Below are 14,173 nucleotides of genomic sequence, written 5' to 3' on the forward strand. Positions count from 1 at the left end.
TTTATAAATAACCCGCTTAAATCTGTAACAACTGCAGAGCTAAATACTCATTTCTACAAAACTGTTTAAAAAATATACCTGACAGCTTTAATTGTCTGTCCCATTCATACATATTTAAAACCATTAATTTGATCTTTCGCAATTATTTGCAAACTTCTGAAATAGCATTAACCAATACATATCATTTATGAAAAAAGTGTTACAGATAAAAAAATCACTACTCCTCTTTGCAACTTGCTTGCTTATATCCCTTGCAGGTGTAAATACGGCTACTGCTCAATTCGATGACGCCGGCGAAATACTTCGATCCGGTACAAACGATGCAAACTTGCTGTTGAAAGAATATCTGAGGCCTTTTGCCAACGGATTCGGTGCAGACCTTAATTCAGGATGGGTAAACTCCGCTCGCCCATATGGCGTACTTGGATTCGATCTTCGAATCAGTGCAGGTATAGCGATTGTTCCAACCGGTGACCGAAGTTTTAATGTAGATGAACTGAATTTCGAAAACCTTGAACGTGTAGATGGACCGTCTGAAGCCCAAACCGCCTTCGGTGAAGATGTTCAGGGACCTGAAATGGGTATTTTTGGAACTAATCCCTTAACAGGCCAACGCGAGGAGATCACAAGGTTTACCATGCCTCAGAAGTGAAATCAGGATATCCATTCAGTGTGCCTGCCCCTATGATTCAGGGAACCGTGGGAATCATCAAGGATACGGATATCTCTATCAGATTTATGCCAACCGTAACGGTAAAAGATATAAACACAAGCCTATTCGGTTTTGGTGTTAAACATGGTTTAAACCAATGGTTGCCGGGCGGTTCTGTATTACCTGTCGACCTCTCCGTTCAACTTGGTTATACCAATTTAACCTCTGATTTCGGGTTTGAGGTAAATCCGGAAGAGGGACAGGATATTTATAACCCTTATGCAGGAAACCCAAGTTTGTGGGATGATCAGGCTCTTGAGCTTGAAGCCTCCGGGTTTACAGGAAATCTTCTGGTAGGCAAAAACCTGCCGATCATTTCTGTGTATGGAGGTGTTGGTTTTCAAACTTCCAGTATGACACTTAGCTCTCCGGGCTCCTACCCTGTCACCGTTTTCAATGAAGATTATAATCCCGTTGACAGATCAGAAGAGACCCGTGAAAAAATCATTGAACGACTCGATGAACCGATTGATCTATCAGTTTCGACGGTTCTAACAGTATTCATGCGATGGCCGGTTTCAGATTGCGTCTTGCAGTATTGACTATTTCCGGTTCATACACCCTTTCCAACTATCCGGTTGCGAATATTGGTGTTGGTATAAGCTTCAGATAATTAACAGCTGATATTATAAAGCACGATTTGGGAAACCGAATCGTGCTTTTTTTATGTCCTGAAGTTCTCTCAGTAACCGACGCGAGTTCGAGATAAGAATTTGCTAGAGAGTGTAACTCCTTCGAAGCTATCGTGTGTACACAAATTTATTTTAGATCATTACCTTAGTAGATCTTAAATGGTTTTCCAGAAATTCCTCCACTTCAATCCGAAAAACATGGATTTACGGTCGGAATGACAGGCTTCACATGGGAATTGGCAGCGGGCGGCTTCCAACCTTTTCCCAAACACAGCCGGTTATGCCCGCCTGCGCTGAGGCTACGCAGAACAGGCCCGCTGCTGCCTTACCCAATGCCTTGTCGTCCCGACTAAGAGAGCCTGACTGCCGAAGCTTTAGCAAAGGCAGCCGAAGCGAACGCATGGAGCTCATTTTTTGAACGCGAAGCGAAATCTCATTGATAAAGCCTTAAGCGCTGTAATACTACATTTAGATATTGAAACCTTCATCAATATTTTTAAAGATATGTACACATGGTAGCCTTCGAATGGGGGCGTCAGTTCCATATCTCGAACTGACGTTAATTAAGCCAATTAACTTTTAGGTCATTTAAAAAATCAGGTCACTTGAATAACCTGATCAAAAAAGACGAATCTGCCCAAAATACTTGATATATGATATAAACCTGTTGTACGTTGTAGACATATAGGTATAAAATAAAACGGATCCGTTATGAATGTATTGAAGCCTTTTCTACTTCTGATGTCACTGCTCATTGTAATGGGATGTGCCAGTACAGAGCCCAGAACTGAGAGCTCAAAATTTGAATTCCAGTTCGAAGAGCAAACATATGAGATTATCGGACTGGTCTCGCCCGATGGTGAATCACTGAACGATCTTGTTCTGCGCGACGGCCGGGAAATTGTTTTCTGGGCAAGAGATCAAAATCAGGATGGTGCGATGGACCGTGTAATGCGGGGTGACATCTCATTAGAGCGTGCAAACGAAATTTACAAAGCCGGAATCCGACTTGCTGCTGAGCAGGGAAAATATGAGCAAAAACCTCATCCCAGAACCTTTGAGTTTGTCGATGAGCAGTATATCTACACTTTGGTTACCGTAATGGGTGATTCGGAAAGCAGCTACAATTTATTCTCCGTCTATAACATCGAAACTGAAGTGGAAACCAAAATGAGAGACAGTAACCACAACGGCCGGCTGGATGAAAACCAATTTGAATCTGAAGAGTATATTCGATGGCAGCGTCTTTACAAAAGAGCACTGGAAAAAGGAGTTAACGAACGAAGAGTCCAAATGACGGATGAAGGTACTTATATCGTACTCGTAGACCGCAGATTGACATCACAATAAAGTGACCCTGAATCATCCTTAAAAATTACGTTGCTGCCACTTCTCTGCTCATGTAAGAATTAACGTGAATTCAAGATAAAAATTCATAAAGAGTGTCCCCTGCTGAATGATGAAAAGTGGTAGATTCAAAGATAAATGATGAATTTTCAAGCCAAAACTTAGTCTGTCAGGTCATTCCCCTCGTCCCCCTTCGAAGGGGGAATTCCATATCTCTAACTCACGGTTATCAATGTGCCTCAAGCCAGTTCTCAGCCAAACCTGTCTCCACATCCAAAGGCACATCAAGCTCATAGGCATTTTCCATCATCTCCTTAATTGTTGCCGGGACAGAATCTTTCTCCTCCTCATGGATTTCAAAAATCAATTCATCATGAACCTGAAGCAGCATCTTTGATTTCAGATTCTCCTCCAGCAGATAATCGTGAATGCGAATCATTGCCAATTTGATGATATCGGCGGCGGTTCCCTGAATCGGCATGTTGATCGCGGTTCGTTCTGCAAATCCACGGACATTCCAGTTTTTGGAGTTGATATCCGGAATGTAGCGTCTTCTTCCCATCAACGTAGATACGTACCCGTTCTCTTTAGCAAATTCAATCGTATCATCGATATAGGTTTTAATACCGGGAAAACGTCCAAAATACTGATCGATCATGTCCTTTCCCTCCGAGTTGCTGATACCCAGGCGCGAGGCTAAACCGTAAGCACTCACTCCATAGGGAATACCAAAATTCACCTCCTTGGCTTTACGTCGGTGATTTGGCGTTACATCATCAATCGAATCAAGATTAAAAATCTCTTTTGCCGTACGTGAATGAATATCCTCACCGTTCTTGAACGCCTCAATCATATTTTCATCGCCCGACATTGAGGCAATAACCCGCAACTCCACCTGTGAGTAGTCGGCAGCCAGAAGCTTAAATCCATCCGCAGGAACAAACGCCTTTCGGATCTCACGTCCTCTTTTTGTTCGAATCGGAATATTCTGAAGATTCGGATTGGACGAAGAGAGTCTGCCGGTTGCGGCTATGGTTTGATTAAAATCGGTGTGTATTCGACCTGTATTTGGATTCACCAGTTTCGGCAGTGCATCCACGTAGGTCGATTTGAGCTTCGACAGGCTTCGGTAATCAAGTACCATTGCGGGCACTTCATATTCATTGGCCAGCTCCGAAAGCACGGCTTCCGATGTAGAGTACTGACCGGTTTTGGTCTTTTTACCGGCCGGAATCTCCATCTTATCAAACAGAACCTCGCCAAGCTGTTTGGGAGAGTTGAGATTGAACTCCTCTCCCGTTTTCTCAAATATTTCCTTCTCTATTTTTTCAATATCGCTGTTCAGGTCTTCAGAAAATGCATTCAGCATCTCTACATCAATTTTGATGCCTTTCTCTTCCATGTCGCCCAAAACCTCGATCAGTGGAAATTCCAGATCATTGGCAATACTCAGCAACTCATCCTCCTCAAGCTCCTTTATAAACTGCTCGTAAAGACGATAGGTGATGTCGGCGTCCTCACAGGCATAGTTCACAATTTCTTTATAGGGAATATCAGCCATCGACTTCTGCTTTTTCCCTTTGCCGATCAGCGCTTCAATAGGTACAGGTTCGTAGTTGAGATACTTTTTCGCCAGTGTGTCCATCTTCAGCCTTTGATTGGCATCAATGAGATACGCAGCCACCATCGTGTCAAAAATTTCTCCCTTTATGGTAAAGCCGGCCCTTTTTAAAATCAGGTAGTCAAACTTATAGTTGTGTGCAATTTTCCGGCTCTCCGCATTTTCAAAAAGCGGTCTGAGCAGTTCCATAACTTCTTCCTGAGGGAGTGCATCTTCAACATTCACCGGAATGTACCAGGCAACTTCGGGTTTGGCGCTTAGAGAAATACCGACCAGATTTGCATACATCGGATCGGGGCTGTCAGTCTCTGTATCAAAGCAGAGCGCATCTGCATTTTCTAACTGTTTTACCACGGCTACGATATCCTCTTTGGTTACAGCCAGGTTGTAAGCTACCGCATCTTCATTCAGTGATCCGTTTTCATTCTCTTCTTCGTTTGAACCAAAAAGAGTTCCCTGCCCGCCGGGCTCCTCTCCCAGATATTTCCGGGTGAGTGTTCGAAACTCCATTCGTTTAAAAAAGAGTCCCAGCTCTTTCTTGTCGGGACCTTCCCACGCCAGTTCTTCCCACGGCTGCACATCCGGCACATCAATCTTGATACTTACCATCTCCTTGGCATGCATCGCCTGCTCGGCATGCTCCGTCAAGCCTGTACGGTGCCGTTTCGATTTCATATTTGGTGCTTCTTCAATCGCTTTCTCAAGTGATCCGTATTTATTGATCAGCTTGGGCGCTCCTTTTTTACCAATCCCCTTCACTCCCGGGATGTTGTCGGACGTATCGCCGATAATGGCCAGTACGTCAATCACCTTTTCGGGTCCAACGCCAAAATAGTCCTGCACACCGTTACGGTCTATCACGATAAATCCACCGTTTTTGTTATCCGGCTTAATCATCGTTATGTGGTCATCAACCAGCTGCATAAAATCCTTATCGGGAGTTACGAGATAGACATCAACGTGCTCGGCCTGGGCGTTGTATGCAATGGTTCCGATGATGTCGTCCGCTTCATATCCATCCTGCTCAATGTTGTCTATTCCAAACTTGTCAACCATCTCCTTGATAAGTGGAATACCCACTTTCAGTTCTTCGGGCTGCGGCGGTCGATTTGCCTTATACTCCTCGTCCAATTCATGGCGAAACGTAGGTGCGTGAGTATCCCATGCTACAGCGATGTGTGTTGGCTCCTCCTCTTCAAGCAGTTTAGCCAGTGTATTTGCAAATCCGAGAATAGGTCCCGTTGCAATTCCTTCCGAATTCTTGAGTCTGCTGTTTATAAATGCGAAGTGAGCACGATATGCAAGTGCCATTCCGTCGAGTAGGTATAACTTTTTTTTGGCCATTTTTTAAGCTAACTATTTTACTATTTTTACCTGAAGATATGATTTACGATGGATAACACAGAATATAGATTCTGATCATTCCATAACATCCACTTTTAACTATGTCTACGATTACTTCCATACTTGTTCCAACAGATTTTTCCAGCAAATCCGATACAGCCGTTCGTTATGCTTGCGAAATAGCTTCCTACACAGGGGCCAAGGTTATGTTCATGCACGTAATTGAACAGCCTTACGATTTTCCCTCACGGATTGAAAACGTTTTAGAAAGTAAAAAGGCGGACAGCGCTAAAAAATTGTCGGAGCTTATTGATGGCCTCCATTCTACTGATGATTTCCGGCATGTGAACATGAAAGGCTCCGTTGAAGTGGGAAGCACCTCTACCACGTTTCTACATGCCGCCAAAACCGGCAAGTTTGATATGATTGTTGTTGGATTGGGAGGTGAACACGACCTAAAAAAAGCCATTTACGGCAGTATAACAAACAATATACTATTGGAGAGTCCCATCCCTGTATTTGCCATGTCTAAGCAGGTAGATTACCGGCAGCCCAAACATCTGGTGTTTGCCACAGGTCTCAGAAATCAGGACATCAAGCCAATCAAGCAGATGAAAAAACTTTCTATTGAGTTGGGAGTGAAATTGAGAATTGTACACATTGTTGAGAAAAAGGAAATACGTGAAGAGAAAGGGAAAAAATTCCAGAAAAAACTGCGAAAGGAACTTAAAGATGATACACTCCAGGTAGAATTTTATGAGGATAAATCCTTTCTGGAGGGTATTACCCGACTGATTGGCGGTGACCAGCATACCATATTGGTTACAACACGTTACAAAAGACGATTTGTAGAGTGGCTTATCACGCGCAGCAATGCGCGGGTTCTGGCCCAGATTGCAGCCGTTCCTCTTATTATGATTCCGAATGATTAGTTACTAATTAACCCGCCAGCTCTTTCAATTTCGCGATCTCCTCTGACCAGCGTTCGGTGTTTGGAGTTTCCAAAATCAGAGGGATTCCGTTAAAGCGATCATCTTTCATAATCAGCTCAAATGGGGTCCAGCCGATGAATCCGTCTCCAAGGCTGTCATGACGATCGACCTGCGTACCTAACTCTTTTTTGGAATCATTCAGGTGCATACCCAGAAGCTTTTCAAAACCGACAATCTTCTCAAACTGCTCAAACGTATCGTGGAAACCATCCTCGGTAGAGATATCATATCCGCCGGCAAAAGCGTGGGCCGTGTCGATACAAACCCCAACACGGTCCTGATTGTCCACCTGATCCATAATTTCCGCCAGATGTTCAAAACGAAACCCCATGTTTGTGCCCTGACCCGCCGTGTTTTCAATCACAGCTTTGGTAAATTCGGTCTGATCCAGCGCAACGTTGATCGATTCCGCAATGCGTGATAAACACTCCGTTTCAGAAATCTTTTTGAGATGACTGCCGGGATGGAAATTCAAAAGTTTGATTCCAAGCTGTTCACACCGCTGAAGCTCAATCAAAAAAGCATCTCTCGATTTTTGAAGCTTTGCCTTTTCCGGATGGCCGAGGTTAATCAGATAGCTGTCGTGCGGTATTACAGCGTCCATGCTGTAACCGTACTTTTCGCATTCGCTCTTAAATCCTTCAATATTTTCCTCTGTGAGCGGTTTTGCCTTCCATTGGCGCTGATTCTTGGTAAATAAGGCAAATCCTGTAGCCCCGATTTCATGAGCTCTTTCCGGTACATTTTCCACGCCACCTGCCGCACTGACATGTGCTCCAATAAATTTCATTCTGGTCGTTTTTTACAGTTAAAATTTTTGATTGAAGATAGTGATCAATGTTGTCAGAATACAGAAAGGTCAAGTTGATTTATTGAATTACCGCCTCAATTCTATTTATCATTTTAATATACGCCCTCTGTTCGGTGGTTGATGAGTATCTGCAGTTTACCCTACGCTTACGCGCAGAACTACTCTCGGTCCATCCCCTCTTGAGAGGGTACAGATCACGCAGTGTCCAACGTAGTGATCAGGGGTGTGTTCCAATTGTAATAAGAACTGAACAAGTACGATTAACAAATTCACAGTTCGTTGTTCGTCATTCGGTCATTCGCAATTTAATCACAATATTTAACGGATCAGGCGCCCCGTTGTACTACGTCTTCACATCTGAAATCTACTTTTCGTATACTGTTTTGAAATTTGATTAACCATCTGCATTCGATTATGAAATTCAAAGTCCCGCATACGCTTGTCCTGCTTTTCTTTTTGATGATATTCGCACTAATTCTCACGTGGATTATCCCATCCGGTGAGTTTCAGACAGAGGTGACCGAGCAGGGACGTGAAATGGTGGTTCCGGGCACGTTTACAGAAGTTGCCGAAAAAGAGATGCTCTCTCCCCTGTCATTGTTTACAGTTGTTCCCCGCGCTCTTGCCGATGCCCAGGGAATCATCTTCTTTGTGCTGATTATAGGCGGTGCGCTGGCTGTAGTCCGCGAAACGGGAGCCATCGATGCCCTTTTGGGTAAAATGATCAACCGCTATGGCGACAGACCGTTTCTGCTGCTCTTCTTTGCCATGTTTGCGTTTGCTGCTGCCTCAGCTACTCTTGGTATGGCTGAAGAGTACATTCCTTTTGCGGTTATCTTAATTTCAGTATGCACGGCTCTGCGGCTCGATGCTATTACCGCAATCGGAACTATGGTGGTTGGTTACGGTATCGGCTACGGGGTCGCTTTGATGAACCCATTTACGCTTCTGGTGGCACAGGAAATTGCAGAACTTCAACCCGTATCTGGGATCGAATACAGGGCCATATTGGCTGTCCCCTTCCTTGCCGTCGGTTTTCATCACGTCTGGAGCTATGCACGCAAAATACAAGCCGATCCTTCAAAGAGCCTGATGGCCGGGGCTATTGCTACAAAGGCATCAAAAGGACAAACAACCTACCCTGAGATGACCAACCGGCATATTGGCGTACTGGCTGCTACATTTGCGTCTTTGATCCTCCTCGTTTTTGGCATATATCAGTACGCATGGTACCTGATTGAACTTGGCGCCATGTTTTTTGCTTTAGCTGTTCTGGTTGGAATCATATCAAAACTTAGCGTAAATGAGACCGCTAAAGTATTTGGGAAAGGAGCTTCTGAACTGACGGCCACCGCCCTTCTAATCGGATTTGCCCGATCAATCGCATTGCTGCTTGAAGATGGCGAAGTTCTGCATACAGTGGTAAATGCCCTGGCAACACCGCTTGCGTCCGTAGGGGCTGAATTCTCTGCCGTAGGTATGCTCTTCATTCAAAGTATTCTGAATTTCTTCATTCCTTCGGGCAGCGGACAGGCATTTGTGACGATGCCACTTATGGCACCAATTGGCGACCTGGTCGGAGTATCCCGTCAAATCTCGGTTCTCGCCTTTCAGTTTGGCGACGGCCTGATGAACATGATTGTCCCTACAAATCCCGTCCTGATGGGAATTCTAGGACTGGCCGGAATTTCTTATGACCGGTGGTTTAAATTCATCGGCCCGCTAATTATTAAGCTTTTGATTCTTGCCTCCATCTCCCTTGTTGTGGCTGTCTGGATTGGATATTCGTGATTGAAACGGTTTACGGTATAGGGTTTACGGTTTTCGTTTGACCGCTACCTGCGGATAGGCGAGGTAAATTTGGCTTCAGTCTATGTTTGACGGGCCATGCTTTTCACCTTCAAAACTTTTTTCAATACACTTTTTATTCATCCATTTCGTATTATAGATGTAAGAACATAGTAAGAACTAAATATCTGATCTTATGATCAAAAAACTTCAAAAAATCGGTAACAGTCGAGGAATACTACTCGAAAAAGCACTTCTTAAACTATTGAAAGTGGAAGAGGATGATCAAGTTGAAATTGTACCTCATGAAGATGGGCTTTTAATTAAAAAAATAGATGCTGACAGTGCTTATCAGAAAATCAGCCAGAAACATCGAAAATCTCTTGATAAGCTTGGTCAGTGATGTCAGAACCGATTTTTCTTACATTAGAAAATATTCTCTCTTTTCATAATCAGGAAATCAAAATTGCCGGTGGCGCAACCGGTATACGCGATAGTGATGGTGTAGAAGCTTGTGTCGATGCACCAAAAGTTAGTTTTGGCGGTGAATATCTTTTGGATCTGTTTTCAATGGCTGCAACCTATATTTCCTGCATAACCATGCGCCATCCATTTGTGGATGGCAATAAACGCACAGCATTGGCATCTGCCCTCACTTTCCTCTATTTAAATGGCTACGTCATAGAAGAGACATATGATGAAGAACTTGCAGACATTGTTTTAGGATTTATTTCCAAAGACATCACAAAAGATGACGTAGCCAGTCACCTTAAGGAACATTCTGTCAAAAGGTTTCAGTAACATGCAAAGATCTATTCTTCTGTCGGGGAAAAGTAGCATATAATCAATAAGAGATTCTTACATGTTTATGATCCTTTTTTATATGGTATTCATCTCCACTCTCACTTTTATTCCTTACGCATCTGAATACACTCGGTTTGACGAATTTTCCGTGTACGATCTAAACATTTCTTAAATAATTAAAAAAGAGAGAATGATGGGACGCCAACAATATCTTTTTGTTCAGTGCTATCCCGGCATATATACTTTTTACTGACAAACGGCGATGATTCTTCACCAGTAGATCACGGGCCGGCCGTTTCATGTCATTGAGGAATGTGTAAATACACTCCTGTCACGACTCTGAGACGTGACGGGGGTTTGATACGCTTTAGTAGCTAATAATCCAGAAAATTGGTTTTAAGTAGCATCAAAAAACCCTACCCGCAAACATCCTCTCTCAGGTGTTCGGGAATCAGTCGTACATCAGGGATATATCCGGTCATACTCACTTTGAAAAAATCAACCAAAAATGCTGTGTATGAAGTATAAACGGAAGAACCTGCAGCCTTGTATTCATCCTGTAAGATCGCATGCAGTTTGGGAAGATTATACCACGGTACTCCGGGGAACAGATGATGATCCAGATGATAGTTTAGGTTGCTCATCATAAACGATACAAATCTGTTACTGAGAACTGTCCTCGTTTCGGTAAACGCATTATCACCTGTTGTTAGACCGTGCTCTGCCAGCCCTCGCACATTGGTCAGCTGAGCTGCAATAATGAGCGGTATCAGCCAGCAGTGAAGCATGATGTAGAACGGCAAGAACCAAAATAGAGCTGTGAAAATTGAAACAATAAGCAGGTACTCCGTAATGATTTGCCTTCTCATTTTTTGATCAGCCAACTGTATAGACTTAATCATCAGATGAAACAGGTAGAGATACGCACCTACAAAAAGAAAAATATAGAAAAAGATGACCATGGGTATGGACTTTGGAACTGCATTTTCCATATTGTCGGGATCATGATGGGTTCCCGTGTTGGCGTGATGGGCAAGATGTAGTGTTCGATAGGCCGATACGGCAACCAAAGAGGGAAAGCCACAAATAAACCCTGTCCAGCGATTCAGGTGTTTATTTTTAAACAGCAGATTGTGATTCGACTCGTGCATCAAAATTGAAAGCCCAACCATTGAACAGGTCATCAAAAAATAGAGTGGGATATGCAGCCAGATTGACTGAGTGTTCAGAAACAAAATTGCCGAGCCAATCCATAGAGCGTAAAAGAACGGTATCTTTAAATTGTACGTATAGTCCAGTTTCTGAAGTTCACGAATTGTTTTACGCTTTGCTTTTGAAATATCCCTTCTGCTAAGCAGATATACCATTCCGGGTGAATCGCAAAAATAAAGATCAGGCTTTATCTCTTTCGTTTTGGTTGCCGTTTCCATGGCCTCCCTCCCTGTGTTATTTTTCGATTATGGATAAAATTCTACATACATGTGTGATTTTTAGAATATATCCATGTATTAAAACAATCCTATAAAAGCCACATTACTAAAAATTCTCCACTTTCAAAATATCTGATTTTTTTCCTTTTGAGGGATCTGTCTCTTACCAGACCCATGGCTAAATCACAGATAGCTTCATTTTCTGTTTAAACAATCGATTGGGAATAGAATTCGACAAGGTATTTCTATACTTCCCAATATATCGCCTTGGTGATAGATCTAAAATTAGCTGGCAACTAGAATTCTACTCAAAACAGAAATACCATTTCTCCCCAACATATAGCATTCTGACGGGGATTAAGCAGCCCCGGGTGTAGCACCACCGGCCATCAGGTAGACTCCTAAAATTACCAGTACAACAGCTAAAAAGATCTGCAGGCGGGCAGCCCGGATTTTTTGTGCAGCCATCCAGCCACCAACGGTTCCTATCAATAGTGGAACAACCAAAAAGAGGGCCAGCCACCAGTCAACCGCGTCGTGAATCATATACCCGGCAGTAGCCATTCCGGAAATAAAAATAGACTGCACTTGGGCCAACGCAACTGAGAGAAGCATCGGCACTCCCAGAACTACCAGAATGGGCACAGCCAGCACCGGGCCTCCAACTCCAAGCAGACCGCCAGGAAAGCCAACCGCTATTCCCACACCGCCAAGATAGAGCATACCTTTCACCGTATCCATCTGAAGCTTCTTCTCGGGTGCCAGCTTGTTTTTCTGACGATAGAGAATGAGCAATCCGGTAAAAAAGACAAACAGGCCCAGCAGAACGGCAAAGGTGTCAGCATCAAGAAGCGTGTTGATTTGCGAACCCGCAAACGCACCGATTACCGAAGCGATACTGAGTACAAATGCTCCTTTCATCGCATCTTTGGTTCCAAGCTGTCCGGACCGGAGATAGCCCAGGCTTCCAACGATTCCCGTTGCGATAAATGTGGCGCTGGCTGTTCCGGCTACGGTACTCGGATCCAGAGGCAGAAGTGCAAAAAGTGCAATGGTTACGAATATACCGCCGGGACCAATCGTGGTAATGCAGAAGCCCCCGACAAGGGCGATCACAAACATTAGGATCGCCATTTCGGGGCTCATTGACAGGGTATTTAAAAACAGAAATGTACTTAGAAAAGTCATTCAGTTTCGTTTATGCGAGCATTCCACCGAAAATAGCTTGCAGTACGCCTTTTCCGGAATTGATCGCAATATAGATAGAGAAAATCACCAAAGCACTGTTTGCGATATTCAGCTTCCAGTTATTGGTTTCAGCTCCCATCAACTTCTTGTCATTTACTGCCCAGAATAACAGCGCTGCCGTAATCGGTAAACCAAATACGCCATTGTACGCCGGGAAGAGTGTCACCATTTCAACCACGCTTAAACCTGTAATCTGGGCGACAAGCGGAGAGAACATCCCGATCAAAATACCGCCGGCAAAAATCATTTTAAACGCTTTAGTGCTTCCATCTTTATGATCAATATCCAAAGCCTCAAGAATCATAAATGGAACGGTCCACATAATCGGTACAATACTGTTAAAAGCGGCAGCTATCACACCGATCAGAAATACGATCATGGCCCACTTGCCCAATACAATTTCAAGTGCTTCACCCGGTGCTACAAAGGAGGAGAGTTCTGTATATCCGGCAGGTCGAAGAACAGCAGCTGCCACAACGATAATGGCCAGGGTAATGATACCGCCAACTGTGTAACCCATTGCGAGATCCGTACGCATCATTTTTACGTGCTTAAACTGATTCCACCCTTTTCTCTTCACCAAAATGGATTCCAAAAAGAAGTTTGGCCAAAGAGCCGTAGTCCCCAAAATCGCAGCACCAAGCATCATCGCACCTACATCCGGGATAGATGGAATAAATCCTTTCGCAACCTCCGTCATTTCAGGTCCGCTGGCACCTGCTACAATAATGTAGAGAATAAGCAATAGGAACATCATTCCGGTCATTACTTTCTCTACATAATCGTAATTTAAAATCCCAACAATGATGGCAAGAATACCGGTTACCACAGCAAGAGGCTGCCATGTCACTGCACCGGCAGTTAATATTTCAAAACTTTTCCCCACGGCAGCTGTAAGTGCCAATGTCCATGCGATACAGCCAATGGATAAAAACAAGGCAATGGTTAACGCCCCGTTTTTACCAAGCTTCTTGCGAATAAAGGTCATAAGCGTATCACCGAAAATACCGAGTCGGGCACTCATGTCCTGAGCCATAAATCCGAGCAGTACCGCACCGAGTACAGCCCATATCAAGACGTACCCATATTCAACGCCTGCCTGACTGGCAATAAAAATGGACCCCGAGCCGAAGTAGCTGGCAACCATAATAAAAGACAGACCATACTTGTCAAAGAAGTTTTCGAAAAATTCTTTCATAGAGATGATGTAGTTTTAAATTGAGTTATCTGTACTTAATTGAAGATTGCTGCTGTTTTTTCAAAACAGTTCACAATTGTAGAAGAAAAGATGATTGAAAAATGAATAAGCCTTAATTAACACTAAAGAAGATATTTTAATTATGTGTTTCCCTAAATATTTTTATCAACTTTTCTGAGCCGGCTTAAACTAAACATTAAAAGACAAAAAGCTAAATTAAATTAGGGTTAATTTAACTGGAAGGGC

The 14,173-nt window shown here is 43.5% G+C and carries 13 protein-coding genes; 8 read left to right on the plus strand and 5 right to left on the minus strand.

Going from position 1 to position 14,173, the window contains the following annotated elements; all coding sequences use genetic code 11:
• Positions 1-187: 187 nt before the first annotated feature.
• The 4 genes from U5K35_RS14710 to U5K35_RS14720 all read left to right on the plus strand — a co-directional run bounded on the left by U5K35_RS14710 (position 188) and on the right by U5K35_RS14720 (position 2,694).
• Positions 188-652, plus strand: a complete 465-nt coding sequence (locus U5K35_RS14710; protein ID WP_322572254.1) for a DUF6588 family protein — start codon at positions 188-190, stop codon at positions 650-652.
• Positions 649-1,254, plus strand: a complete 606-nt coding sequence (locus U5K35_RS14715; RefSeq protein WP_322572255.1) for a DUF6588 family protein — start codon at positions 649-651, stop codon at positions 1,252-1,254. The genes U5K35_RS14710 and U5K35_RS14715 overlap by 4 nt, the downstream gene beginning before the upstream one ends.
• Entirely contained in the window at positions 1,221-1,325 is a 105-nt protein-coding gene (locus U5K35_RS19810) for a DUF6588 family protein (RefSeq protein WP_416221645.1), read from the plus strand. Before U5K35_RS14715 ends, U5K35_RS19810 begins: the two co-directional genes overlap by 34 nt.
• Before the next feature lie 730 nt (positions 1,326-2,055).
• Entirely contained in the window at positions 2,056-2,694 is a 639-nt protein-coding gene (locus tag U5K35_RS14720) for a hypothetical protein (protein WP_322572256.1), read from the plus strand.
• Between the two features lie 226 nt (positions 2,695-2,920).
• On the opposite strand, the gene polA is transcribed toward U5K35_RS14720, so the two are convergent.
• A complete protein-coding gene (gene polA / locus U5K35_RS14725) occupies positions 2,921-5,656 on the minus strand; it encodes a DNA polymerase I (protein ID WP_322572257.1) in 2,736 nt (911 codons plus the stop codon).
• Positions 5,657-5,757: 101 nt separating this feature from the next.
• Between polA and U5K35_RS14730 the strand changes: the two genes are divergently transcribed.
• Positions 5,758-6,588 (plus strand): universal stress protein, encoded by an 831-nt coding sequence (locus U5K35_RS14730; RefSeq protein ID WP_322572258.1) that lies wholly within the window; start codon positions 5,758-5,760, stop codon positions 6,586-6,588.
• Positions 6,589-6,595: 7 nt separating this feature from the next.
• Here the strand turns inward: U5K35_RS14730 and nfo are convergent, their stop codons facing one another.
• Entirely contained in the window at positions 6,596-7,438 is an 843-nt protein-coding gene (nfo, locus tag U5K35_RS14735; protein ID WP_322572259.1) for a deoxyribonuclease IV, read from the minus strand.
• Between the two features lie 435 nt (positions 7,439-7,873).
• On the opposite strand from nfo, the gene U5K35_RS14740 reads away from it, so the two are divergent.
• The 3 genes from U5K35_RS14740 to U5K35_RS14750 all read left to right on the plus strand — a co-directional run bounded on the left by U5K35_RS14740 (position 7,874) and on the right by U5K35_RS14750 (position 10,048).
• Entirely contained in the window at positions 7,874-9,250 is a 1,377-nt protein-coding gene (locus U5K35_RS14740) for a YfcC family protein (protein WP_322572260.1), read from the plus strand.
• 193 nt (positions 9,251-9,443) lie between these two features.
• On the plus strand, positions 9,444-9,650 hold the full coding sequence (locus U5K35_RS14745; RefSeq protein WP_322572261.1) for a MazE family transcriptional regulator: 207 nt from the start codon (positions 9,444-9,446) through the stop codon (positions 9,648-9,650).
• On the plus strand, positions 9,650-10,048 hold the full coding sequence (locus U5K35_RS14750; protein WP_322572262.1) for a type II toxin-antitoxin system death-on-curing family toxin: 399 nt from the start codon (positions 9,650-9,652) through the stop codon (positions 10,046-10,048). Before U5K35_RS14745 ends, U5K35_RS14750 begins: the two co-directional genes overlap by 1 nt.
• 419 nt (positions 10,049-10,467) lie before the next feature.
• Here U5K35_RS14750 and U5K35_RS14755 read toward each other — a convergent pair whose 3' ends face one another.
• The 3 genes from U5K35_RS14755 to U5K35_RS14765 all read right to left on the minus strand — a co-directional run bounded on the left by U5K35_RS14755 (position 10,468) and on the right by U5K35_RS14765 (position 13,927).
• Complete coding sequence (locus U5K35_RS14755; RefSeq protein ID WP_322572263.1) at positions 10,468-11,481, minus strand: fatty acid desaturase family protein; 1,014 nt, start codon at positions 11,479-11,481, stop codon at positions 10,468-10,470.
• A 357-nt stretch (positions 11,482-11,838) separates the two neighbouring features.
• Positions 11,839-12,669 carry a sulfite exporter TauE/SafE family protein gene (locus U5K35_RS14760; RefSeq protein ID WP_322572264.1) on the minus strand — a complete coding sequence of 277 codons (831 nt, stop codon included), beginning with the start codon at positions 12,667-12,669 and terminating at the stop codon, positions 11,839-11,841.
• A gap of 10 nt (positions 12,670-12,679) precedes the next feature.
• Complete coding sequence (locus tag U5K35_RS14765) at positions 12,680-13,927, minus strand: Nramp family divalent metal transporter (RefSeq protein WP_322572265.1); 1,248 nt, start codon at positions 13,925-13,927, stop codon at positions 12,680-12,682.
• Positions 13,928-14,173: the final 246 nt, after the last annotated feature.

Source organism: Rhodohalobacter sp. (genome assembly GCF_034521535.1).
Taxonomy (GTDB): Bacteria; Bacteroidota; Rhodothermia; order Balneolales; family Balneolaceae; genus Rhodohalobacter.